Source organism: Rosenbergiella epipactidis (assembly GCF_018494055.1).
Lineage (GTDB): Bacteria > Pseudomonadota > Gammaproteobacteria > Enterobacterales > Enterobacteriaceae > Rosenbergiella > Rosenbergiella epipactidis.
On the sequence record NZ_JABBFQ010000001.1, the window covers coordinates 26,271 to 49,846 of the forward strand.

Consider the following 23,576-nt stretch of genomic DNA (forward strand, 5'->3'; position numbering starts at 1 on the left):
GAGTTGCCTCACCTATGCAACTACCTTTAGTCAAGATTCCTGCTTGTCTTAAACTCTAACTTTCTATCCAGTAGCCTTTAGAATTATCGGCAGTATAACCGATACTCAATATGATCCCGTATATATCTTTAGTATAACTCTTCGATTGAATGGTGAGTATGTCTGTATTAGCCATTCTAGTTAATGGTTTAGCCGTTGCGGGCAACAAGGAAAAAAGCGATAGCTCAACCACCCATGCCGCGGTGAGTGATGGCACGATAATCATCAACGACTCGGCCAAGCAGCAACAGAATGTCGATGACCTTAGCCGCGATGTGGCCCATGCCAACCAGACGCTTAGCCCGATATTCGATAAAGAAAAAGAGCAGCAACGGATGCAGACGCTGCAGTTAATCGGTGAAATAGGCAATCAAGCCGCCGATATTGCGCGTACGCAAGGAGATATCGCAGGGTTTAGCGCCGCTAAAGCTGAGCATCCGACCTATACCGATGCCCAACTGCGTGAGACAGTCGAGTTTAAAAAAGCGAGCCAGCCTTTTGGAACCGGCGGTGACATACAGCGGCCTATTACCGCCTCAACCGCCGCAATACAAGGGTTGGCGGGGGGCGATATTTCTAAGGCCTTAGCGGGCGGTGCCGCACCTTACCTAGCAGAAGAAATCCATAAAAGAACAACCACTGGTGATAAGGTGAATATCCCCGCCAACCTGATGGCGCATGCGGTAGTGAATGCGGCGTTATCCCTGGCGAAAGGTGAAAATGCGTTAGCGGGAGCCAGTAGTGCGGTGACCGCTGAGGCGGTGGGGCTGATTTCAGAGGCGTATTATGATAAAAAGCCTTCTGAGCTGGATGAGTCACAGAAACAAACCATTAGTGCCTTAGCCAGTTTAGCCGCAGGATTAGCGGGTGGACTGGTGGGTGGCGATACGGCAAGTGCAGTATCAGGGATGCAGACCGGGAAGGTGACGGTTGAGAATAATAATTTATTAGCCGTGGCACGACTGGGTGTTACAGCATGTGCTGAAGTCGCCACATGTCGAAATATGGTTGTGGAGAAAGGTCTCGGTGCATTACTGGGTATTGGAGCAGCAAAAACCGCGCTAGACAATCTTTCCTCCTCTGAACGGGATTATGTCTTTAGCGTAGCAATGTCCGGCAAGGCTGATCTGATAGAACGACTAACCCCGGAACAACGGGCTGCCTACAATTATATGGTAGGGCAGGATCAACAAGGCTTAATCACGGTCTTCCCGAAACCGGATAGAGAACTGACAGACAGTAAGTTGATTAATCCGGGTCATAACGACCAAAAAGGGCTAGTCAATACAGGTAACAATCAGCCGTTAGAATCAGGTCCGACTCATACAGGTAATAGTGATGGTTTAGTCAATACGGGTGGCACGAGTACAGTAACGCCGCTTCCGGATGGGCCAAGTAAGGATGATTTTATTTATATGTCCGATGGGCATATGTTAGGAGCAAATGGCGTTAAAGTTCCAAGTAAAACTATATGGAAAGGTGTAGGAAAAGAACGAATCGACGTAGAAAACCCAAATCCTGGGCAAAGACCAGGGCAAGTACATTACCAAGATAATAAAAATAATAAGTATTATTATGATCCGAGAAATAATAATTTTTATATGTTTGACTCAACAAAGAGTAAAGTTCCTGCACCTTCTTCGGTTAACAAACTGCTGGATGATCCTAAATTCAAGCAAGCTATAGATAAAGGTATGAATCAATATTTGGGGGAGAAATGATTTTTTTTAATAAAGAGTTTGAAAGGAACTTACTAATCAAGGTAATTAAATTACCCTCAATTCCTAATGAAATTTCAAAATTGATTGATGATGGTTTTGTTATTCACTCAGATGGCTGCATTTTTTTTAAAGAAAAACAACCTATTGACACTGGAAGCGATAATGAAAGTTTTTTTGATAAAACTGAGCAAGAGTGCTTTTATAATGAGCTAAGAGTTAGTGATTATATTGAGGATGATATTGTATCTGTAGCCGTTAATGTCTCAGAAATGATAGCTGAAAAGTTACACAAAACGATGCCCTCTAAATCTTTTGAAATAGTCACATCTTTCGACAATTTTGATGGTGAGATAGATGCAGTAATCAAACTTCATACTCTAAGGAAAGAAGAATCACCATATATTGACATACAATCTATTGATGAATATCAACAGCCACTTTTTATATGTAGGACTGGATAATAAAAATTCCTAAAACTAAGTATGGGTAGCTGGGGATTAACTTTATAATATTGGAGATTGAATAGTGCGTAGAGGAAAAATTTAGTTACCTCGATAAACGCAGTAGGAAAAAACTTGTTGTAACTCACGGAAAGCACAGGGAAAAATGGTGTACGCTGGCTAAGTGAACGTCGGAAAGAGTTGTTGTTGAGAATAACCTGATGGGCGGTACTGAGGACGGTCAGGAGAAGTTCGCTAGAGAGCATGGCAAGAATATCGCCTCCTGTGCGGACAATCCGGGTTCAGCGTCCTGCTAGAAAGGTCTGGCGATGCAGGATGCGTTGACGGTTGTGCTTCCAGCAGGGCTTGGTGGCGGAGTGCTGATTGCAGCAACGCCAGAAATAGCCGCTATTCTGAAGGCTGGAGTTGAATCCTGTGCCGGTGCGCTGGCGTTGTGTATTAACAACCTTGGTCTTCAGGCTTCAGAGATTATCGTTCCAGGTGGAGTCGGAGCCGGTGGTGCGATAGGGATAGGTAAGACAGCGGCTGAAGCTACGGCGGCGAAAGCAGAGGTTGTGGCGGCTAATGCGGCACATAACGCTGCAAATTATTCCAGGCTGAAAATGGATTTGAAAACTACCCAGGCAGCAAACGAAGTTGTTGAAAGTTTACGTACTACGGGAAATTTGCCAACAAACTACGTTACAAAACAGTCTGCTATGGAAAATGGCTGGAAATCAGGAAAAGCTTTAAATAATAGTGTTCCGGGCGGGCAAATCGGTGGTGATGTATTTAGAGATGCAGATAATGTATTACCGTCTGCACCAGGACGAGTTTGGCGGGAGGCTGATATTGGGATAGATGGTACAATGTCCAGAGGTAACCAGCCAGGAACACGTTTGCTATATTCAAGCGATGGACTTCTTTATATCACAACAGACCACTACAAAACGGCTACTTCAGTAGGAACATGGAAATGATGGATCGTGAAATCATACTTGATGGGAATCGTGTTCAATCTATGGACGACTTTCATGATCTATTGTCCCAGATGTTGGATTTTGGTCCTTATTACGGGCGGAATCTTAATGCGCTGTGGGATCGTCTAAGTACGGATGTTGAAAGACCGATTAAAATTATTTGGTTAAACTCTGAATTATCAAAGAAATATCTTGGTGAATATTTTGATAAGATCATTCAAATTTTCGAGGAAACTAGACAGCAGGACATTAAGTTCAACTGGGATGAAAAATTTGACTATGTGTTGAAATAATAAAAATCCCGCCCTTTATCTGGCGGGATTTTTTACCTGTAGTTCAGTCAGTTATTAGCCGTATGACCAGTTGCCCGTGCTCAACCGCCACGGTAACTGGTGTATCGGTCGCAAACCCCGCCTCCTCTAACCAGTTGCCCTTTAGATTAAGGCTGGAGCAGCGACTGTAATAGGTGGTCATATCATTACGATCAGCGTGACGGATACTGGTATATCCCACCTTCAGCCGTCGTAATGCTTTGGAAATACTTACTTCTGGCTTAGTATTGTGCTTAGTCATAATAATGGTTTAGCCGTTGCGGGCAACAAGGAAAAAAGCGATAGCTTAACCACCCATGCTGCGGTGAGTGATGGCACGATAATTATCAACGACACGGCCAAGCAGCAACAGAATGTTGATGACCTTAGCCGCGATGTAGCCCATGCGAATCAGACGCTTAGCCCGATATTCGATAAGGAAAAAGAGCAGCAACGGATGCAGACGCTGCAGTTAATCGGTGAAATAGGTAATCAAGCCGCCGATATCGCGCGTACGCAAGGGGAGATAGCAGGGTTTACCGCCGCTAAAGCTGAGCATCCCACCTATACCGATGACCAACTGCGTGAGACAGTCGAGTTTAAACAAGCGAGCCAGCCTTTTGGAACCGGCGGTGACATACAGCGGGCTATTACCGCCTCAACCGCCGCAATACAAGGGTTGGCGGGGGGAGATATCGCTAAGGCCTTAGCAGGGGGGAGCGCCCCTTATTTAGCCGAGGTTATCCATCGCCAAACGACCTCTGCCGACGGAGAGGTAAATAAAACTGCCAACCTAATGGCGCATGCGGTAGTGAATGCGGCGTTATCCCTGGCGAAAGGTGAAAATGCGTTAGCGGGAGCCAGTAGTGCGGTGACCGCCGAGGCGGTGGGGCTGATTTCAGAGGCGTATTATGATAAAAAGCCTTCTGAGCTGGATGAGTCACAGAAACAAACCATTAGTGCCTTAGCCAGTTTAGCCGCAGGATTAGCGGGTGGACTGGTAGGCGGTGATACGGCGAGTGCAGTATCAGGAATGCAGACCGGGAAGGTGACGGTTGAGAATAATTATCTGAATTCTAATGATGTGATTAAGCTCAATAAAGAGCTTGAGAATGCAGATAAAAATGGCAGCGATAAGCTCGAAGTTTATGAAAAATTCGCTGAAATTAGCAAAAAGAATCGCGAAGAGGCAGTTGCTAAAAGCTGCTCAGGTGATCCATTTTGTGCAAGTGGTGTTTTAGCCGAAGCTGAAGCTGGAACAGATGTAGCGACCAGTTTACGGCGATTGCCGATCTTTTCAAGTTTGAATAGTGACGATTTATCGCAGTTAGACCGATTTGTACTGGCAGAAAATGAAGAAAGCGCGAGAGCGATTTATCAGTCACTGCCGGAATATGTAAAGGTTGCGCTATATACCAAGGAAGCAGGTGAAACGATAGGGTTTGGTGCTGCTGTCGGTGGGAAAGGCTTATCGGCGCTGGGTGTTATTGGGAAGGGTGGGAAAGGGAGTCCATTGCCTACACTTAAGTCGACTACTGCGGCAAATGGTCTGAATTATCAATCCAACCCAAAACATACACCAGGACAGCAAGGATATAGCCTTAAAGCTGGTACTGAGCCTAAAAACTCAATTTCCCTGTTTGGTAATTCAATTGAAGCTGGAAAAAAACGATATTCAATTGATTCTGAGGGAAATGTCCATCAATTTACAAATACAAATGATGGGACATGGCACTGGTCTGGTAGCACAGGAGACAAAACTGTCCCATTAAAGAAAAGTGATGTCCCAAATAGTGTTAAAAAAGAGTTCGGCTTACCTGGAAAATGGAGGTGAATATGATCTTTGGTAATCCATATCGGTTTGCTATTTGGACAGAATATGTCCCTCAGTGGAGTGAGTCTTATAAGAATGGACTATTCTATTTAATTATTAATGGAAATTTGTATCCTGGTGATATCAGAACATCAACATTATCTTCTGATCTCTATGAAATCATTGATAATGATTGCGCTTTGATATCACATCCTGAAAATGAGGGAATCTTTATTTTACCCACAGAAGATGCTTTTAAGCATTTGTTTGATTTAGCTTATCCTGAATCTTCTGAAGAAAATGAATATCCTGACCAATTACTAGATTATTGTATCACATGCCCGAATATTAGTGATTTTGGTGGATGTTTCTTTGCGGTTGCAGATAAAAAGTCGTTAAGAATTCTTGGCGGAGTGACAGAACATCTTGTTAAAGATGAAAGTCAAGAAAGAAATATATGGCAACGCATTGATAAACCATTAATAGAAGATATAACTATACCAAAAGATGAAATAAAAGAAATCATGGCCAATGTGAGAGAATATGCAAGTTCTCTTTTAAAATAAAAAAATCCCGGCCATCAAGCCGGGATCTTATTACCCGCCAATCACTCCTCAGCCAGCCGAATAATCAACTCTCCCTGCTGACAACTCACTTCAACCTTCCTGCCCGTCTCAAATCCCAGCTCTCCCATCCAGTGGCCTTTAAGAATAATTGATGGCGAAGGCTGATGTTTAATGTGATCCCGAACATATCCCACGGTATAACGTCTTGATTGAGTTGTGGGTGTGCCTGTCTCTGGCTTATGATGTGTCTTAGCCATAATCAACTCCTGCTTAGTTGGTTGTGGTTAGCGGGCTGAGGTGCTCGAACACCTTAGTTCCGCGTCGGTTAACTACTCTATTTTACCAATCACGTTATCCAGCATCTCAGAAACAAACTTCTGCTTGGTCATCGGCATCTGCCGGATCATATCTATCTGTTGTTCCAGACGTGATGCCGGGCCGCGCTTAGCTGTTCGCTTGGCGGGAAGTCCTAGTAACTCATCCAGCGACAAGTTCAGGATCTGCACCAACTGTGGCAGCAGTGAAGCAGAAACCTTAAGTCGCCCGCCCTCGTAGTGCGCCATTGTCTGCTGGGCTATCCCCAGCTTCTCGGCCAACTGTTGCTGAGTCAGTTGTTGCTCTTTTCTTGCCAGTGCAACCCTTGTGCCTAGCTCTCTGAAAAACTGTTCATCTCTGCTGTTCATGGCATTACGTTGCTGTTGAGTAAGTGGTGCCATGATGATACTCCCTGTTCTGAATAACTCTGTTGACAGTACTCCGATATAGAGTACTCTGCAATAGAGTTATTTTTACTATTTTGCTATTGACAGGTTTTTGCAGGAGGCAGAAATGGGTAAAGGACGAATAACCCCGGAAGAGCTGGAACAGCTAAAGCACACCGTGCCGTTAGAGGTGTTAGCCGAATCACAAGGCTATACGCTGCGTAAGCAGGGCAAAGACTATGTTGTACTCTGCCCCTTCCACACCGAGAAAACCCCTTCCTGCGTTATCTCGCCGGGCAAAAACCTCTATCACTGCTTTGGTTGCGGGGCGGCGGGGTCGGTGCTGGACTGGCTGCAACACACTCAACGGCTCACCTATCCACAGACACTGCAACGGTTGCGAGAACTGGCGGGATCATCTTCTTCGCTGCCAGCATCCTCTTCTTCAGCCGCCGTTCCTGCTTCGCCGCCTGCTCGCCAGACTCTGACCGATTTAGACGACGACGGCCAGGCGTTACTCAGTCAGGTCGTCAACTGGTATCACCAAAATCTGCTTAACTCACCGGATACGCTGGTCTGGCTAGAGAAGCGCGGCCTAAATCATCCTGAACTGGTGAGCCACTTCCGGCTGGGCTTCGCCGGGGCGCATGGCGTAGCGGGTGCGCTCCCTTCGCCGTACTCGAAGGAAGGTAAAGCGTTACGCAGCCGCTTAAAACAGCTGGGCGTAATACGCGAATCTAACCACCAAGATCACTTCCGTGGCTGTCTGGTGGTGCCAGTGGTTGGCGGATCAGAGAGCTATGATCTGGCAAGTCGCGGTCGGGTGTTGCAGCTGTATGGTCGGCGCATGATAGCTGATCACTCGATTATTAAGGGATCGGCAAAACACCTGTATCTGCCGTCACCACTGGTAGGGATCTGGAACGAAGCCGCCCTGAAAGCGTCGTCAGAAGTGATCTTGTGTGAGGCGCTGATCGACGCCATGACCTTCTGGTGTGCCGGGTATCGCAATGTGATCGCGGCGTTCGGGGTCCACGGCTTTACGGCCGGGCATCTGGCGGCGTTACAGTATCACGGCGTGAAACGTGTACTGATCGCCTTCGACCGTGACGAGGCCGGGGATAGGGGGGCGGACGCAGTTGCTGAACAGCTTAGTGGCTGTGGTATCGAGGCCTGGCGGGTACGGTTCCCACAGGGACTGGATGCGAATGCCTATGCGGTGAAAAGCGGCAATCCTGAATCGGCCTTGGCGTTGGCACTGGAACAAGCCGTTCGGATGAATAGCGACTCTGTTGTTGCAACTGAAACCGTGACGTCCCGCAATGAATCCCCTTCTTCTTTAGCCGCCCAACCGGGCTCAACGCCTGCACATCAACCTGCTGAAACTATCGCCTGCGACATCACGGCGTCGGGTGAACTGCTGTTACGCTGTGGCCCTCGCGTCTGGCGGGTGCGGGGATGGCAGAAAAATACACTCAGTGAAGTAATGAAGGTGAATGTACAGGTGCTGGACGAGTCAACCGGGGCGTTGCATGTGGACAGCTTCGATATGTATCACGCGAAGCAGCGGCAGGGGTATATCAGCACGGCGGCTTCTGAGTTGGCCTGTGAGCTATCGGTGATAAAACGTGAATGTGGTCGGGTGCTACTGGCGCTGGAACAGCAGCAGGGTGAACGACTGAAGGCGGCGGAAGCGGAACAGTCCTCCGCAATGGTGACGGTATCGGGTGAGGAGGAAACCGCCGCGCTGGCGCTGCTTAACTCTCCCGACCTAGCAGAGCGCATCGTGGCCGACCTCGCTGCTTGCGGCGTGGTTGGGGAGTCGTCGAACTTACTGACGGGTTATCTGGCGGCCACCTCGCGCAAACTGGATAGGCCGTTGGCCGTGCTTATCCAGTCTTCCAGCGCGGCGGGTAAATCCTCGCTGATGGATGCCGTGTTGGGTCTGATACCGGAAGAAGAACGTATCCAGTACAGCGCGATGACCGGGCAGAGCCTGTACTACTTGGGTGAAACCTCCCTTCAGCACAAAATCCTAGCGATAGCAGAGGAGGAGGGCGTCAGGCAGGCAGCCTATGCCCTGAAGTTGTTGCAGTCGGACGGGGAACTGAAAATCGCCAGCACTGGCAAGGACGAATCGAGTGGCGAACTGGTGACGCGGGAGTACCGCGTTCAGGGACCGGTGATGCTGATGTTAACCACCACGGCCAGCGATGTGGACGAAGAGCTGCTCAACCGCTGCCTGGTGCTGACGGTGAACGAGTCCAGAGCGCAGACCGAGGCAATACATGCGATGCAGCGTAAGGCACAGACACTGCAAGGGCTGTTGGCCACATCGGAAAAAAGTTACTTAACCCGGCTGCACCAGAACGCACAGCGGCTATTACGGCCGCTAAAGGTGGTCAATCCTTACGCAGAAAAACTAACCTTCCTGAGTGACAAAACCCGCACTCGGCGTGACCATATGAAGTACCTGACGCTGATACAAAGTGTCGCCCTGCTGCACCAGTATCAGCGGGAGGTGAAGCGGGTTGAGCATCGCGGGCAGTGGCTGGAGTATATCGAGGTGGTGCCGTCTGATATTACATTGGCGAACCGACTGGCGCATGAGGTGCTGGGGCGCACGCTGGACGAGATGCCGCCGCAGACGCGCAAGTTGTTGCGACTGATAATACAAATGGTCAACGGAATGGCCGAGCAACAAGGGTGTCAGAGCGCGGAAGTGCGCTTTACCCGGCGGGATATCCGCAGTTATACCAACTGGAGCGACAGTCAGTTAAAAAACCACTGTATACGCCTGACAGAGATGGAGTACCTGCTGCTACACGGTGGCAGCCGGGGGCACCTGCTGCGTTATGAACTGCTGTGGGACGGTGGTAACGGTGAAGAAAACTACCTGAGCGGGCTGCTGAGCGTGGAAATATCTGGTGAAAGTAATAAGGGCAGTAATCGCAAGTCTGAGTCTAAAGAAGGCAAGTCTGCCTTAAGTCTGGGTCAAGTCAGGGCCAAGTCTGACCCGCAAAAACTGACTCAGAAGCCGTCAGCGAAAGGGCTGAGTACTCTGCAAGTCTGCCCTGACGAAAACGCAGTAATCAGAAAGAAAAATAAAGTGCCCTTATCGCCTTCGCCCTTGTTATCTAACTCCTCTTCTTAGCCGCCTGAACCCGTCCGCTACGCCATCGTCAGGGAGACAATAATATGGCCAACCGCAAACCCCGTGCAAACCGTCTTCTTACTGTTGATGATATCTACCGCCAGCCCATCGGTCCGGCCCATGACCCGAAAAGCCTGTACGCACTGTTGTTGAGGTTCGTACGTTGGCGCAGAGAGCGGCACTGGTCGGCAACCACCCTAAAAGTACAGACTCATCACAGCTACCGCTTTATCTGCTGGGCAACGGAACGGGGTATCGGCTATGCCGCAGAAGTGACCCGGCCGATACTCGAAAGTTACCAACGCTATCTGTATCAGTACCGCAAGCCAAATGGTGAGCCACTGACCAGCCGCACTCAGCGCACCACGCTCCAGCCGCTACAGGTGTGGTTCAGCTGGCTGGCGAAACAGGGACTGATACTGGCGAACCCGGCGGCGGACCTTGAGCTACCGCGACTGGAGAAGCGTCTGCCGCGCACGATACTGAGCGTAGAGCAGGTAGAGGAGATCGTGACCCTGTGCGACTTGAGCACATTGCAGGGTATTCGCGACAGGGCGCTACTTGAACTGCTGTGGTCAACGGGGATAAGGCGTGGCGAGGTTGCCAACCTTGAGATCTACAGTGCGGACTTCAAACGAAAAATCCTGACCATCGTGCAAGGTAAAGGCAAGGAAGACCGGGTGATCCCGGTGGGTGAGCGTGCGCTAAGATGGCTGAATCGTTATCTGCATCAGGTTCGCCCAGACATCCTAGCCGTGCCAGACTGTCGGGCACTGTTCTTGGCGATGGATGGCCTGGCAGGGTTAACGGCGAGCGGTATCACCTTAGCGGTCGTGCCTTACCTGAGAGCGGCGGGAATCGAGAAGGGGAGCTGTCACCTGTTCCGCCACGCGATGGCGACGCAGATGCTGGAGAACGGCGCAGACCTGAGATGGATCCAGGCGATGCTGGGGCATCGAAGCGTGGAGAGTACGCAGATCTATACGCAGGTGAGTATCCGGGCGTTGCAGGCGGTGCATGGGAGTACGCATCCGGCGGAGCAGCGTGAAGAAGAAAAGCCTGACAGGTAAAAAAATAAAGGTCATAATGACACCACGAACGACACCATAGAAAGGAGTGTAGGATGAGCACAATCCACTTCAGAATAGACGATGAAACGAAGCGCCTAGCGATGCAGGCAGCAGAACGTCAGAAGATGAGTCTAACTGAACTCATGCGCCAGCGAGCCGAAGAACTTGCAGCAGAAGAACGGCAGTATCAGGATAGTGAGTACGATGTCTGGCTGGAACAGCAGATAACGCAGGCGTTCAGTCGCTATGATGAAAGTGAAAGCCAGTTCATCAGCGATGATGAAATGAACAGCCACATGGCTGAACTGAAAGCGCAGGCTGCGCGAGGTAAGCTGTGACATCAGACGTTCAGTGGGAGATCCAGGCAAAGGCAGACAGAGAAGCGATCTTCCGTTATCTGTATCAGGAAGCCGGGCTGTCGGTAGCCAGCTCGGCAGATGACAGGCTTGTCAGCATGGTTAATATCCTCAGGGAAAACCCGCAGGCAGGCGTTAAGGCCGGGAAAACTGCGAAACAGCGTAAGCTGGTTGTTCCCCGCTTCCCGTTCATCATCATCTATGTTGCAGAAGAAACCGTGGTTCGTATCCTGCGTGTGCTGCATACATCCCGCAAAATAGCAGGCCGTTACAACAGAAGTTAGCGGTACCTTCTGTAAGCTGGGTCTGTCCCGTGCCCGGCAGAGCGCGGCGTCCTTGCCGCTTCCTGCCGCCATCACCTACCGAGTGCGCGGGGGTAAATGGCCGCCCAGCGGCGTAAGTCATCTGCAATATGCCCGTTAAGGTGTGGCCGCTGTTCGGCCATTCAACATAATGTGCGGGTATTATGCGCACTCTCGCGCTCAGCGCCACACTCCACAGTAACCCGGTAGTACGCTCGTATGCGCATAATACACATTATGTCTTGCGCCCCCGCGTTGTACCTTGGGTGCGGCCGCCGTCCTTGGCGGCTTGCTATCCCTTCATCGTGTTCAGCCAACAGCCATAAGGCAGGTCGGCCTTCGGCCTCCACTTAAGGGCGTTATGCCCGCCCGCTGCGTCTGCCTGCGGCGGCTCGCAGTCGTGCCTCCTTGCTCGTTCCCGCCTCGCCAGTCTTCGCCCCCGCCCCAGTGTGGCGTGGTCATGCACACTCAACGCCCGGTTAGGCAGAGTGCCTCAGAGCGCCGAAGGGCGCTAGCGGGCTCTATGCCGCCCGCACGGGCAGAACCCGCGTTCTCTGCTCAGGCAAGCTGAGCCGTGCCCACGGGTTGCGGCTAAAAACGAATAATGGCAGCGACATCAGTGCTGTTAAAATGGCCGAGTGCAGGCGTGATGCCAGGGCAGGGCGGTAGCGTGTCTGGGGCTGAAAAAGCGCGTCGGGGCAAAAAAAGTTGGCTCGATAACCGCAGCAGGAAAAATGGGTTGTAACTCACGGAAAGCACAGGGAAAAATGGTGTATGCTGGCTAAGTGAACGTCGGAAAGAGTTGTTGGGTAACCTAACGTTCTATAAGGAAGGTGGTGCGCGTGCTTGGCTTGATGACCAATAGCCCGTTAAGGGCCGTGTGGTAAGCGGCGGAAGCGCTAGAGTCTGAAGCGGGCAGTAAACAATGACCAGCGCGAGCAGAATTATCCACTGCAGAAAGGGGAAGTGCGCCAGTAATTGGCAATAGCCACAGGCCATCTCGTCGAGCATTTTCCGATCGAAAGCCGGTGTTTGAGAAGACGTTGAAGGCGACATCATCGCGCATTGATCATGAGGGGCGGTCATAGCTGCCATCGAAGGCATAGTAGAAGCGATATGGGGGGCTGCCTGAAGGTTCTTCGAGATAATGGGGGCGATAAACAGCATAGCAATTGAAAAAATCGCTAACTGTGCGGCCACACGGTAAAATTTTGCGAAGTGATGCAAAATGCTGAATTCCCAATTCCCTATCTAGAGTGCGGCGCTATCTTATCGCAAAAGTGATTGAGGGCCTATAAAAACCTCAGTTTTTATAGTGCATTATTTATGCCCAAACCGTATCGATTAATGGTAGGGTATTGGCCTCCAATTACCTGCCAACGATAAAGAAATAGCTGACTATGCAACATGCATTAACCGCGATAATCACTTTATTCGCGACCCTAGCCTTAGGCTGGCTAGTGGGGTCCCAGTGTTCGTTAACACTCCGCCACAAGGTGGTCAAATCCTTAGGTATTATCGTCCTCCTATTGTTATTCAGTATGGGAATGGATTTTGCGCAAGTGCTGACCCATGGTGAAATGGGCAGTGCCATCATCCTGCACGCGCTGTTGCTCTCGGGACTGATCACGCTATTCACCGGCGCATTACTGATACGCAAGCCCGCCGCCATTCATCATGACAGCCCATTACCCTCGCTATTATCGGCTTTTAGTGGCTGCCTGAAGGCAATAGTGGCGTTTATCGCGGGCGTTACGCTCAGCTATTACACCCATTTCAGCCTGAATAGTCTGGGGCTCTCGAGTAATAGTGTGCTCTATGTCATGCTATTTTGTGTAGGGGTTGATCTGGTTGGCTTTCGTTTTGGTCGGGTGACCCGCCAATGTGCCAGCGTACCGGTGGCGGCGATCCTTGGTTATATCCTCGCTGCAGGGGTATTCAGCCTACTAACGTCCTTTAGCTGGCAGCAATCACTGATGTTAGGCAGTGGCTTAGGCTGGTTCTCGCTATCAGGTCCGATGATCCATCAACTTGCCGGTGCACAGATGGGGGCTATCGCCTTTATGACCGACTTTTTGCGCGAACTTTTAAGCATCGTCTTCCTCTACTTTCTGGGCCGTCGTCAGCCTCTTGCTGCGGTCGGGTTAAGCGGTGCCGCAGCAATGGACTCCGCACTGCCTTTTATTAAGCAAAATTGTGATGCCTACTATATTCCCTATGCCATTTTCAGTGGCTTGTTATTGACGCTGGCCGCCCCCTTTCTTATCTCCTTGACGGTGGCCCTATGTTAACGCGCCGATTACTAAAGTTCACCCTAGCGGTTGTGGCCATGTTGCTGTGCTGGGTGACGTTCTCGGCAGAGGCTGCCTTGGAAGGGATATTGCTCGCGCCGCCGTCTGGGCAATCGCCTCAGCGGCTGCTGGTGTTGTTACACGGTTATGGCAGTAACGAACAAGATTTACTGCCGCTGGCCGACTATGTCGCGCAAGACTATGCCGTTTTGAGCTTGCAAGCCCCCATTACCCTAGGGGCACATCGCTTTGCTTGGTATCGAAACGGTACCAGCGCGCAGGCAGATATCACTGCGGCCCGCCAACAGATACTTACGCGCGTGTCGCAGTTCCAGCAGCAGTTATCCATCCCGCCGAACCGCACGCTGCTTGCTGGCTTTAGTCAAGGGGCGGTAATGAGTTGGAGTATCGTTTTGAACGCGCCACATTCGATTGGCGCGGCGGCTATTTTCAGTGGAAGGCTGCCAGAGTCGGTGGGAAGCCCCACCCCCCAGCAGAACAGGCGAAATTTACCGCAATTGTTTGTCGGACACGGACAAAATGATCAGCGTATCGCGCTGGCCTTGGATGAGCAGGCTGTCGCGCTCGCCCAGCAACGGGGTTATGCGTTGAGCTTTCATCGTTATGCGGATCTCGGCCACGGCATTAACCCGCAAGAGCTGACAGACTTCAAGCAGTGGGCTGCCGGTCTTAGCCTTCAAAAACCATCGTCGTAGAGGCCTTTTCATTACTGCGCGGTGCCTTAAGAAGGCGTGCGAACTCAACCTCGAGTTTTTCAACCGCAACCAAAAATTGTGCGGGCGTAGCGTTTTGTTGCTGCTGCGCCGCGTAAGCAAGTGCTAATTCTTTTGCCGTAAAACGGTGTGTTGAAAACATAGTAAGCTCCTCTCGTTGACAAAATCAGTGTAGAGGGCAGCCGCGCTAAAATAAAATTGGTTTAGATAATTACTGTGATGGGTAAAACTTTGCGCAATCTCACAGTTTTAACGCGCCTTTCGATGATTGAAACCCTTTCTTAATCAAAATCGGCTGGCTATAAATCGACTATAGTATGCCGTTTGATAAGATTTAATAGCGCGTGCAGTGCATTTTCTTAATGAGTACATTACGCTTATAACAATATAAGAGGGAAATCAGTGCCCCGCTGATTAATTCTGGAGTAGGTTGATGAGTAAAAAAATAATTTTTACTGTTTTAGTGATGATCGCCATTGTCTCACTGGCAATTTTTTTTAGAGTCCAAAATCAAGATTTACTGTTACAAGGCGAAGTCGATGCACCGGAAGTGATCGTCGCGTCTAAAGCTAAAGGTCGCGTCGTGGAGCGCTTGATTGAGCGCGGTGACGATGTCAAAGCGGGGCAGGTGATTATACGTTTAGATGCGCCTGAATTAATCGCCCAGTTGAAAGCAGCCGAAGCGGCGCGCGATCAAGCTAAATTTACTTTAGAGATGTCACAAAACGGCACGCGGGAAGAGAGTATTCGTCAGCTGACGGCCACGCTTGCCGGGGCGAAAGCGGATTACCAAACTGCCGAAGCGACTTATCGTCGTAATCAAAGTGTGGCAGCGAAAGGTTATATCTCCGCTTTAGACTTAGATAATGCCCGTAACTCTCGTGATACCGCCTTACACAGTATGCAAAGCGCGCAAGCGAATTTAGATGAAGCTAAGCACGGCGACCGCTGGGAGCAACGCGATGTTTATAGCGCGCAATTACAACAAGCTGAACAGCAATTAGCCGAGATTAAAGTTCAGACCGATGACCTTAACGTGAAAGCACCGGTGGATGGCGAGGTTGGCCCGATTCCGGCCGAAGTGGGTGATTTATTGAGTGCATCAAGTCCTCTTGTCACCTTGGTGCGTCTACCCCAAGCCTATTTTGTCTTTAACTTACGTGAAGATATTCTTGCCCATGTACGCAAGGGGGATGTGATCCGACTGCGGGTGCCCGCGTTAAATAACCAACTCATTGAAGCACGTGTCCATTATATTGCTCCGTTAGGTGATTTTTCGACCAAGAGCGCGACCCGGGCCACCGGTGATTTCGATCTCAAAACCTTCGAAGTGCGCCTATGGCCCACCCAACCCGTTAATGGTTTACGTCAGGGAATGAGCGCGCTATGGCAGTGGAAACGTTAAAAAAAGGCTTGCGCGCCTTTCGCCGAGCCTTCAATAAAGAGATTCGAATCAGTTCTCGCAAACCGGCGATCCATTGGTTGACTTGGTGCTTTCCGCTGTTGCTTTTCTGGCTACTAAGCAGCAACTTTTCGGAAGGGACCTTGATGGATTTACCGGTGGCGGTGGTCGATAACGACCATAGCCAACTTTCGCGTGAATTGATCCGTAAACTGGATGCCAGCCCGCATGCAAAACTGACCGAGTGGGAAGGGGGGCTAGATGAAGCCTTACATAAGATGCGCACGGCGCAAGATTATGGCCTGGTCTATATTCCGCCGGATTTTGAAAAACATTTGCTAGCGGCGAAACAACCTAAAGTCGCCTTCTACTATAATGCCCTCTATTACGGCGCAGGCTTATACTCGACCCAAGACTTTTCTGGCCTAGTGACGGCGATTAACAGCGAATACCGTAGCGCAGTCGAAGCCAAAGTAGGCAAGACAGCCCCATCGTTGCCTTCGGTCTCCTTGGTCTATCGCAGCTTATTTAATGCCAGCGGTAGCTATATTTATTATCAACAGTTTGCCGCCACCATCCACCTTATTCAGCTGTTTGTGGTGACCAGCATGATTTACGTGCTGTCGCGCAGCAAATCGCTTATCTACGTCGACCGCTTTGGCTGGGCGTTGTTGGGTAAACTTGCCCCTTATACGCTGGTCTATACCACCATCCTGATGGGGGAAATTGCGCTGCTTGTCTGGGTGTTCTCTGCACGCTTTGTGGGGGACCCGTACTATATGTTCTTTGTTGCCTTCTTCTATATCATGGCGGCGCAAAGCCTGGGGCTGATGTTGTTTACCTTTACGCGAACCGCCATCAGCGCCTACACCCTTATGGCGATTTTTGTGACCATCGCCTTGGCGTTTTCAGGATTAGGGATGCCTGAGTTATCCATGCCGCTGCCAGCACAGTTTATTGCCAATATGGAACCCCTGACTCACGCCCTTTATGCGATGTTTGATCTGTTCATCCGTAAAGTCCCGGCCAAACCGGTGATCGGGGTGTGCGCTCTACTGGCGGTCTACCCGATTGTGGTCGGACTACTGGTGTTCCGTCGATTACCTAAGCGGTTACGGGATCAAGAGGCAATGGTATGAGCAGTTATTGGGCGACCTTTAAGAAGGTACTGGCAGGGATGCTGGAAAAACCGATGTGGGCGATGCTGCTGCTCTCACTGTGTATTATCAGTATGGTGTATGCCAAGGGGACAGTCTGGGAAATGCCGGTAGCAGTGGTCGACCTTGACCACAGCTCGGCGAGTCATCTTCTGACGCGAAACCTCGATGCTAGCCCGAAATTAAATGTGGTGACCTACGATCAGCTCGCGCAAGCACAGCGAGATATGGGCTACCGTAAACTGTTTGCGGTGGTGGAAATTCCTGTCGATTTCGAAAAGAAGATGTTATCCGGGGTCAGCGTATCGATTCCTGTTTTCGGGGATGCGACGAACCGCTTACCAAATGGTCAAATTCAGCAAAATGTCGTGGCAGCGTATCAACAGATGCTTAATCAGTATGAAGTCGAATTGATGATGAAGCATCAATTCACCCAGGCTGAAGCAAATGTTGTTCTCACGCCGATGACCGGCCTGACCTTACCCTTGTTTAACCCAGGGATCAGTTTCGCCGCGATTATCTTCCCCGGCCTGTTGGTGATGTTACTGCAGCACTCCTTATTGATTGCGAGCGTCAGGGTCTGCTTAATGATGAGTACAAAAGGGCGGCCTAAGCTTCCTGTTGTCTTAGGCGCACTCTCGGCGCTAATCCCGATCTGGTTATTCTTATCGATCGTGCTGTTCGCACTGTGGCCGTGGGTTCTGGGGTATAAACAGGCGGCTTCTATTCCAGAAATTTTACTGCTGACCTTCCCCTTCCTTCTTGCGGTACTGGGACTGGGGCGATTATTGACAGAGTGTATTCGTCGTGTCGAGATGATCTATCTGACCCTGTCGTTTATCACCACGCCGGTTTTCTATATTTCGGGTACTATTTGGCCGCTACAAGCCATGCCGAGCCCGGTCAGGTTGATTTCTAGTATGTTCCCATCAACCTGGGCCATTAAAGCGATTGCTGGGGTGAACCAGATGGGATTATCGTTACGCGAAGCCTTACCCGATATCTGTATGTTACTGCTGCTATTTGCCCTATACAGTATTGCCAGCTTTGTGCTGACCTTCCTCCGCGACAGACGCCTTATTAGTCGACTGCTCCATCGCGGAAGCCAGCATTAACAAGACTACCTAGCGGTTTGCCAGGCTTGAGTGATCAGCGTGGCCCGTTGGGTGGCATTGTAATCCACTAATGAATTTTTATTTGTCGAGCGCTGAGCCAGCGCGGTGACCTCGTCAGCGCTCAGGGTGAAGTCGCTTTGCCAAAACGGACTACAGGCATTATCCATTATCCATAACTTTAAATGCTGCGCCGGAAACTGTTGCTGCGCGAGGGGAAAAAGTCGATGGTTAAGGCTATGCAATAGCTGCTGTTGTGGGTCATTATCGCTGTCGGCAAGCAGATCGAAAAAGGGCAATAGTAATTGGCCACAAACCTTACCATGATGCCAACTTTTATAGGCACCTATCTCACCCGCGATGCCATGGATTACGCAGACCCCGGCGCTTGCTAAGCAGAGTCCCCCCAGCCACGACGCATTTAACATCTTCTCCCGTGCCACTTCGCCCACTTCATCATCCAAGGCTAAATTCGGCCAAGCCTCAACAAACAGCGCCAATCCGGTAGTGCTTAGCGCGTGAATTAACGGCGAAGCGCTACGAGAAAGATAAGCCTCGAAAAGATGGGTAAAAGCATCGATGCCGCACTGTGCCAGGATGTGAGCAGGTGTTCCCTTCATCAGCCTTGCATCTAAGATGGCATAATCCGGCACTAAGTGGGGATGGCGTAACGATGCTTTGGTTTTTAATATTTGGGTATCCGTGACCACCGCATTTTGGGTGACTTCGCTACCGGTCCCGGCGGTCGTCGGGATGGCGATTAAGGCTAAACGGTCACCGCTAAGGGGAGTATCACCCACTTTTTCAAGGTAACGCTGAGTAGGCAGCGGATGGCAAGCGAGGGTACTGAAGGCTTTACCGGCATCGAGAGTGCTCCCGCCGCCGATGGCGATAACCGTACGGCAGCGGCCTCGCCAGGTGGCGACCCACGCATCAAGCTGCTGCGGCGAGGCTTCTTCTGTGACCTCCACAATCCCGACCAAGTGCGAATCGAGGCTGGTTGATAGATCAGACCAGTGGGGCCCTTTCAGAAAAGAAGGTGATGCAAACAGTAGGGCCTCCCCCGGGGTGTGAGCTAAAAGCGCTGGCAATTCCTGAAGCGATCCAGCGCCACTGAGTGTCTGTTGGTTACTGCATAATGCTGTAATGGATGACATAGCAAGGCTCCCTATTTTTGCTCTACTCTAGCGTCTGACCGGCTAAAGGGTGTAGGCAATGATGCTACACCCTAAGCCCTGTCTATCGCTAGCGGGAGAATTCTCAGAATGGCCGCTAACCCTGTCACGACTACCCGGCGATTAACGGCGCCCTATGCTGTTCAAGTAACCGCTGTAAATCTTCAACCACCAGGCTCAGCTTTTCCGGGGTCGGCAGCGGCAGGATCTGCGCGTGATACCGCTGTAATAGTGACTGTAACTGTTCGAACGCGCGCTCACGTTGTAAGGCCAATTTACTGGTGGCGAGCAATGTCGCGCAGTCACGGATCTCTTGGTGAAACTCGGCTAAGCCCGGAAAGTTATAGATGGTAATTGCATTAATCCGCCGGTAAATAATGATCAGATTAATCGCTAATTGATAACGATGAAGCGAGCGACTGTCCAACGTAATCAATGACAGCAGTTGATCGTAAAGTGCGCTGAGTCGGTTTTTCTTACGGCGCTGTGGGTTGGTGGTTAACGTCTGTAACGCGGTCACCAATATATTCCGGATTAGCGCATTGGCGAGATAGGTTTTATGCAAGTCAGGGATAATCGCAATAATTACCATCGAGATAATTGCCCCGAGGATCTGACCAAGCCCGCTTTCTAAGGTATGGCTAAAATTAAAGGTTTCAGGGTTGGTAATCGGGATCAGATTGAAAATAAACATCAACGATGCACCGCTCCCTAAAATTTTGTATTGCACCGCTAAGGAGAGAATAAAGACTAAGATGCCTAAGGCAATCAGAAGTAAGGCGAAACTCTGTTGGGTTGCCGGCAGGATCAGTAAGTAAAACAGCATACTGATTGGGATGATATAAATCATGCCATAAATAAAATCGAGGCCTAACGCTTTAGGGCTCTCCGCGCGCATTGCTAACGTGGTGACGATACTGGCGATAATTAAAAAGCCACTTATAGCGGTAGGGTCCATCACCAACCACAGTGCACAGCCGACAGCGGTCGTGACAAAGGTTCGCATAGCGTTGATAAAGGCATGTTTGCGTTGCGCGGTGCGTGCGGTAGTTAAGGTGTAACGCGCGATAATCTCTTTTTCGATCTGGTGCAACGGTTGGTGCGAATGCAGGCCGCGCAATAAAATCCGCATCTCTTTCATCGCTTTAAGCCAAGCACTGAGTGCATAAGGCGTTTGTGCCGCGGGCAATTGATGAATAAGGTGGGTAAATTGATGTAATTTTTGATTTAACTGTTCTGGGGTCTGGCACTCATCTTGAAATAAAAAGTACCAATGGCTGTATCGTTTATCCGGGCGTTGCTGGAAATATTGCTGTGTCTCGTAGGTCAAGGTCAGAAGATGAAAGAGGATCCCATTAATCCCCTTTAGACGACGATGCAGCATAACGGAGTAATGTGAGGATTCCATGCGTAAGGTCTGGCGCATGGCTTGCAGTGCTTTCGCTTGAGTCAGGTGAGCGCGGAACAGGTCTTCGACGTGCTGTGTTTCGTCACTGGTGAAGCAGTGGGACAAAAGTTGATAGCAGCTATGGGGTAACTCCGCAACCCGTTGATCGATGGTACGTTTTACTGAACGGGGCAGGAACAGTAAATCAGAGAATATCAGGCAGAGCAGACCCAAGGTAATTTCAAAGAAGCGATAGAGCGCAATTTGCAGCACGTCGTGTGGGGTCTGCCAAGCCGTCACTAAGATGATAAAGACCGAGTACCCGGCTAAGCCAAAAGCGTAACTGATCTCTTGTTTCACGACGGTAAATAGCCACGAGAAAAATCCCGCCCAGGCACAGCAGGCGAGCAGTAATAATAGAGGGACTCGGCTAAAAAAAGTCATGATCAGCACGCCGCCGATACAGCCGACTGCAGTGCCAATTAAGCGTAGGAAGCCGCGAAAGCGTAATACGCCGCTCATCGGTTCGCCACCACTGGCAAAGGCAGGAGAGGCGGCGATAATGGCGACCGTCATCATTGACCATTTAGGGGTGTCGAGTTCCAGAATAAAACTTAACGCCAGTGCCAACAGCAGCGCACAGGTGGTCTTACAGGCAAAACGAAGCCGGTAAAAAAGTGAGTTATGCATTGTTTTTATAATCTAAAAATAAAATTTAGAAAAAGGGGTGATGCCTACTGACAAGGCTGCATTAGGGGGCGTAACTAGACTGTTGAAAACATGGTGGCGTTTCCACAAATTGGCGTGAAAACTATATTACGCTTTTCGTGAAAAAGTGAAAGGTTGATCGCCATCAAAAAAACAGGATTTTTTTGTGGCGATTTATTTTTTTTATCGTAAAGCCAACTTAGTGCTTTCTACGAACCCTTAGACCGACAGTTCAGGCAATGAGGCATGGTCACGCAGAAAGACAGTGAGTACATCTTTAGGGGGGATGCCTCCCGCTTGGGCGATCAGCCATCCTACGGCACCTCGGTGATAGCTACTATGGTGCAACATATGCTCGACCATCTCTATGCCGCTCATCGACCCCTGTCCGCCCTCAACAAAGTTAAAGGTGATGGATTGCGTAGGGGTAGACCACTGCTCGACATAGGAGAGATACCACTCACTGCATACTGCCATGTCGCGAGCCAAATCGGTCACTGTCGGGGTCTCGACGGTGTTTAGCGCGCGATAACCGTGATCGATATCTTGTAGATTACCTTTGAAAATCGTATCAACAACATAAATATGATTCATCAATCTGATCATTATTTTTTTCTGTTCGGCGTACAGCGAGTCATCGATTGTGGCGATAGCAGCTAAGGTTTGCTGATCGGCCCAGCGTTTAAAGGCGAGTAATGTCGAAATACTAAAGCTTGCCATAAGGGATTCCACCTAAAGGGATGAAGGCTAGATTATTCAACGACCCATCACAAAAAGCGAGGGGCATTTTGTCCCGACGTGCGCAGTAACTTGCAAGCGTCTAGGCCCTGCGGCAAGCTCTCTTTTTTAGGAGAAAAATGATGCTTCATGCGATAGACCACGTACACGTTTATGTTGAAGATCTTCCTGCGGCGGCGCAGTGGTACCAGCAATTGTTGGGCTTCCAGCACGATGAGGCCTTTGCTGACTGGTACGCAGAGGGCGGCCCCTATGTGATCCGCAGTGGCGCGGCGTCGTTGTCGCTTTTTCAGCGCTCTGCCGTCACTCCCGGAAATACCATAGCGTTCGCCATTCAGGCGACGAAGATCCCCGCGCTGCTGGCACGATTAGCACAGTTTACCCTCGACTATAGGGTGGTCGATCATCAGTTAACCTGGTCAGTTTATTTCCATGACCTCAGTGGTAATCCGCTGGAAGTGACTTGTAACGATTACGCGGCGGCAACGCCTGTGATGGTTGCTGCCACGCAAAAACAGTCTTAGGGGGATGGGCGGGTTAAACAGGTTGCGTAGGGGCCGGTAATCCCCTTATTGCGTGGAAAGTCGAGATCCCCCCATTTACTGGTGGTGACGCCGAGATTTAATAGCGATTCCATTAAGCTGACCGCTGCGCCGACGCCATCAATCACCGGCATCTCTAATGTCTCACTGAGTTCGGCGGCCAGATCAGCCATCCCTCCACAACCAAGAATAATCGCACCGACATTATCTTGGTGTTTGACGTTTGAACAGAAGTCACGGACCTTCTGCTGTGCCATGCCACTCCCGTCCTCTAGGCTTAGCACCGGCAGATCGATAGCATGCACGGCCGCACAGTGTTCGTGAAAGCCATAACGGTGTAACAGGTGGCGAGCAATAATTACCGTACGCGGCAGGGTGGTGACAATCGAAAAACGGGTCGCGACTAAGCTGGCGACATGCATGGCGGCCTCGGCGATACCCAGCACCGGACCTTTAGCCAGTTCACGTGCCGCCAGTAATCCTGGGTCACCGAAGCAAGCGATAATGTGGCCATCGACGCCGCGATCTTCGCCTTCTCTGATTTGCTGCAAAATTCCTAATGTGGCGACCGCTTCATCGAAATGTCCCTCGATAGACGGAACGCCCTCTTTGGGGCATACCGCCTCAATCTCGACACGCGACCCTGCAATAGCGCGAGCGGTGTGTGCCATAGTCTCGGTCATGGCCTGACTGGTGTTAGGGTTGATCAGTTGAATACGATGGCGGCGCATAAAGGCTCCAGTGAAAAAGGGTTGCACAGTCACTGTGCAATGAGAGTGTCACTGCACACTAATGAATCTCTAAGAATTACACCAAGCGGTTATTTATATCAACCTCAGGGCTGGAATCAAGCGGTAACAGGCGCTGTCAGTGGCAA

26 protein-coding genes are annotated in these 23,576 nt (G+C 50.3%); 17 read left to right on the forward strand and 9 right to left on the reverse strand.

Translation table 11 applies throughout. From position 1 onward, the window contains the following. Positions 1 to 158: 158 nt before the first annotated feature. The 4 genes from HGT71_RS00110 to HGT71_RS00125 all read left to right on the forward strand — a co-directional run bounded on the left by HGT71_RS00110 (position 159) and on the right by HGT71_RS00125 (position 3,473). The gene (locus tag HGT71_RS00110) at positions 159 to 1,760 is read left to right on the forward strand and encodes a VENN motif pre-toxin domain-containing protein (protein ID WP_244986342.1); all 1,602 of its coding nucleotides are present in this window, start codon (positions 159 to 161) and stop codon (positions 1,758 to 1,760) included. Continuing rightward, a complete protein-coding gene (locus HGT71_RS00115) occupies positions 1,757 to 2,221 on the forward strand; it encodes a hypothetical protein (protein WP_214216003.1) in 465 nt (154 codons plus the stop codon). Before HGT71_RS00110 ends, HGT71_RS00115 begins: the two co-directional genes overlap by 4 nt. A 308-nt stretch (positions 2,222 to 2,529) precedes the next feature. After that, positions 2,530 to 3,180 carry a ribonuclease domain-containing protein gene (locus tag HGT71_RS00120; protein WP_214216004.1) on the forward strand — a complete coding sequence of 217 codons (651 nt, stop codon included), beginning with the start codon at positions 2,530 to 2,532 and terminating at the stop codon, positions 3,178 to 3,180. Continuing rightward, positions 3,177 to 3,473 (forward strand): barstar family protein, encoded by a 297-nt coding sequence (locus HGT71_RS00125; RefSeq protein WP_214216005.1) that lies wholly within the window; start codon positions 3,177 to 3,179, stop codon positions 3,471 to 3,473. Before HGT71_RS00120 ends, HGT71_RS00125 begins: the two co-directional genes overlap by 4 nt. A 43-nt stretch (positions 3,474 to 3,516) precedes the next feature. Here the strand turns inward: HGT71_RS00125 and HGT71_RS00130 are convergent, their stop codons facing one another. Further along, complete coding sequence (locus HGT71_RS00130; protein WP_214216006.1) at positions 3,517 to 3,753, reverse strand: SymE family type I addiction module toxin; 237 nt, start codon at positions 3,751 to 3,753, stop codon at positions 3,517 to 3,519. Between HGT71_RS00130 and HGT71_RS00135 the strand changes: the two genes are divergently transcribed. Both HGT71_RS00135 and HGT71_RS00140 read left to right on the forward strand, forming a co-directional pair. Beyond that, entirely contained in the window at positions 3,742 to 5,325 is a 1,584-nt protein-coding gene (locus tag HGT71_RS00135; protein ID WP_342355437.1) for a VENN motif pre-toxin domain-containing protein, read from the forward strand. The two genes, HGT71_RS00130 and HGT71_RS00135, sit on opposite strands and share 12 nt — an antisense overlap. Before the next feature lie 2 nt (positions 5,326 to 5,327). Then, positions 5,328 to 5,870 (forward strand): immunity 42 family protein, encoded by a 543-nt coding sequence (locus HGT71_RS00140; RefSeq protein ID WP_214216007.1) that lies wholly within the window; start codon positions 5,328 to 5,330, stop codon positions 5,868 to 5,870. A 41-nt stretch (positions 5,871 to 5,911) separates the two neighbouring features. Here HGT71_RS00140 and HGT71_RS00145 read toward each other — a convergent pair whose 3' ends face one another. Both HGT71_RS00145 and HGT71_RS00150 read right to left on the reverse strand, forming a co-directional pair. Further along, positions 5,912 to 6,127 (reverse strand): SymE family type I addiction module toxin, encoded by a 216-nt coding sequence (locus HGT71_RS00145; protein ID WP_244986343.1) that lies wholly within the window; start codon positions 6,125 to 6,127, stop codon positions 5,912 to 5,914. A 72-nt stretch (positions 6,128 to 6,199) separates the two neighbouring features. Continuing rightward, complete coding sequence (locus tag HGT71_RS00150) at positions 6,200 to 6,586, reverse strand: helix-turn-helix domain-containing protein (protein ID WP_214216008.1); 387 nt, start codon at positions 6,584 to 6,586, stop codon at positions 6,200 to 6,202. A 112-nt stretch (positions 6,587 to 6,698) separates the two neighbouring features. Here HGT71_RS00150 and HGT71_RS00155 point away from each other — a divergent pair, with 112 nt between their 5' ends. From HGT71_RS00155 to HGT71_RS00175, 5 genes are all read left to right on the forward strand, one after another. Then, positions 6,699 to 9,725 (forward strand): DNA primase, encoded by a 3,027-nt coding sequence (locus HGT71_RS00155; protein WP_214216009.1) that lies wholly within the window; start codon positions 6,699 to 6,701, stop codon positions 9,723 to 9,725. A 44-nt stretch (positions 9,726 to 9,769) separates the two neighbouring features. After that, positions 9,770 to 10,795: a site-specific tyrosine recombinase XerC gene (gene xerC / locus HGT71_RS00160; RefSeq protein ID WP_214216010.1), complete on the forward strand. Its 1,026-nt coding sequence runs from the start codon at positions 9,770 to 9,772 to the stop codon at positions 10,793 to 10,795. Between the two features lie 53 nt (positions 10,796 to 10,848). Continuing rightward, on the forward strand, positions 10,849 to 11,133 hold the full coding sequence (locus HGT71_RS00165; protein WP_214216011.1) for a damage-inducible protein J: 285 nt from the start codon (positions 10,849 to 10,851) through the stop codon (positions 11,131 to 11,133). Beyond that, positions 11,130 to 11,435: a type II toxin-antitoxin system RelE/ParE family toxin gene (locus HGT71_RS00170; RefSeq protein ID WP_214216012.1), complete on the forward strand. Its 306-nt coding sequence runs from the start codon at positions 11,130 to 11,132 to the stop codon at positions 11,433 to 11,435. The genes HGT71_RS00165 and HGT71_RS00170 overlap by 4 nt, the downstream gene beginning before the upstream one ends. Before the next feature lie 622 nt (positions 11,436 to 12,057). After that, the gene (locus tag HGT71_RS00175; RefSeq protein ID WP_214216013.1) at positions 12,058 to 12,198 is read left to right on the forward strand and encodes a hypothetical protein; all 141 of its coding nucleotides are present in this window, start codon (positions 12,058 to 12,060) and stop codon (positions 12,196 to 12,198) included. A 77-nt stretch (positions 12,199 to 12,275) separates the two neighbouring features. On the opposite strand, the gene HGT71_RS00180 is transcribed toward HGT71_RS00175, so the two are convergent. Further along, complete coding sequence (locus HGT71_RS00180; RefSeq protein ID WP_214216014.1) at positions 12,276 to 12,680, reverse strand: DUF2946 domain-containing protein; 405 nt, start codon at positions 12,678 to 12,680, stop codon at positions 12,276 to 12,278. A gap of 173 nt (positions 12,681 to 12,853) precedes the next feature. Here HGT71_RS00180 and HGT71_RS00185 point away from each other — a divergent pair, with 173 nt between their 5' ends. Then, a complete protein-coding gene (locus tag HGT71_RS00185; protein WP_214216015.1) occupies positions 12,854 to 13,744 on the forward strand; it encodes a LysO family transporter in 891 nt (296 codons plus the stop codon). Then, positions 13,738 to 14,460 (forward strand): alpha/beta hydrolase, encoded by a 723-nt coding sequence (locus tag HGT71_RS00190; protein WP_214216016.1) that lies wholly within the window; start codon positions 13,738 to 13,740, stop codon positions 14,458 to 14,460. The genes HGT71_RS00185 and HGT71_RS00190 overlap by 7 nt, the downstream gene beginning before the upstream one ends. Here HGT71_RS00190 and HGT71_RS00195 read toward each other — a convergent pair. Then, positions 14,435 to 14,620 (reverse strand): hypothetical protein, encoded by a 186-nt coding sequence (locus tag HGT71_RS00195; protein ID WP_214216017.1) that lies wholly within the window; start codon positions 14,618 to 14,620, stop codon positions 14,435 to 14,437. The genes HGT71_RS00190 and HGT71_RS00195 overlap by 26 nt on opposite strands. 291 nt (positions 14,621 to 14,911) lie before the next feature. Here HGT71_RS00195 and HGT71_RS00200 point away from each other — a divergent pair, with 291 nt between their 5' ends. From HGT71_RS00200 to HGT71_RS00210, 3 genes are read left to right on the forward strand one after another with little or no spacing between them, the layout of a single operon-like run. Beyond that, positions 14,912 to 15,883, forward strand: coding sequence for an HlyD family secretion protein (locus tag HGT71_RS00200; protein ID WP_214216018.1), 972 nt, complete (start codon positions 14,912 to 14,914; stop codon positions 15,881 to 15,883). Beyond that, on the forward strand, positions 15,865 to 17,019 hold the full coding sequence (locus HGT71_RS00205; protein WP_214216019.1) for an ABC transporter permease: 1,155 nt from the start codon (positions 15,865 to 15,867) through the stop codon (positions 17,017 to 17,019). The genes HGT71_RS00200 and HGT71_RS00205 overlap by 19 nt, the downstream gene beginning before the upstream one ends. After that, the gene (locus HGT71_RS00210) at positions 17,016 to 18,152 is read left to right on the forward strand and encodes an ABC transporter permease (protein ID WP_214216020.1); all 1,137 of its coding nucleotides are present in this window, start codon (positions 17,016 to 17,018) and stop codon (positions 18,150 to 18,152) included. Before HGT71_RS00205 ends, HGT71_RS00210 begins: the two co-directional genes overlap by 4 nt. A 5-nt stretch (positions 18,153 to 18,157) precedes the next feature. Here the strand turns inward: HGT71_RS00210 and HGT71_RS00215 are convergent, their stop codons facing one another. The 3 genes from HGT71_RS00215 to HGT71_RS00225 form a co-directional block, all read right to left on the reverse strand. Next, complete coding sequence (locus tag HGT71_RS00215) at positions 18,158 to 19,306, reverse strand: iron-containing alcohol dehydrogenase (protein ID WP_214216021.1); 1,149 nt, start codon at positions 19,304 to 19,306, stop codon at positions 18,158 to 18,160. A 130-nt stretch (positions 19,307 to 19,436) separates the two neighbouring features. Further along, on the reverse strand, positions 19,437 to 21,401 hold the full coding sequence (locus tag HGT71_RS00220; RefSeq protein WP_214216022.1) for an FUSC family protein: 1,965 nt from the start codon (positions 21,399 to 21,401) through the stop codon (positions 19,437 to 19,439). 237 nt (positions 21,402 to 21,638) lie between these two features. Beyond that, complete coding sequence (locus HGT71_RS00225) at positions 21,639 to 22,139, reverse strand: DinB family protein (RefSeq protein ID WP_214216023.1); 501 nt, start codon at positions 22,137 to 22,139, stop codon at positions 21,639 to 21,641. 140 nt (positions 22,140 to 22,279) lie between these two features. On the opposite strand from HGT71_RS00225, the gene HGT71_RS00230 reads away from it, so the two are divergent. Then, complete coding sequence (locus HGT71_RS00230) at positions 22,280 to 22,681, forward strand: VOC family protein (RefSeq protein ID WP_214216024.1); 402 nt, start codon at positions 22,280 to 22,282, stop codon at positions 22,679 to 22,681. Here the strand turns inward: HGT71_RS00230 and HGT71_RS00235 are convergent. Further along, positions 22,678 to 23,430 carry an aspartate/glutamate racemase family protein gene (locus tag HGT71_RS00235; protein WP_214216025.1) on the reverse strand — a complete coding sequence of 251 codons (753 nt, stop codon included), beginning with the start codon at positions 23,428 to 23,430 and terminating at the stop codon, positions 22,678 to 22,680. The genes HGT71_RS00230 and HGT71_RS00235 overlap by 4 nt on opposite strands. Positions 23,431 to 23,576: the final 146 nt, after the last annotated feature.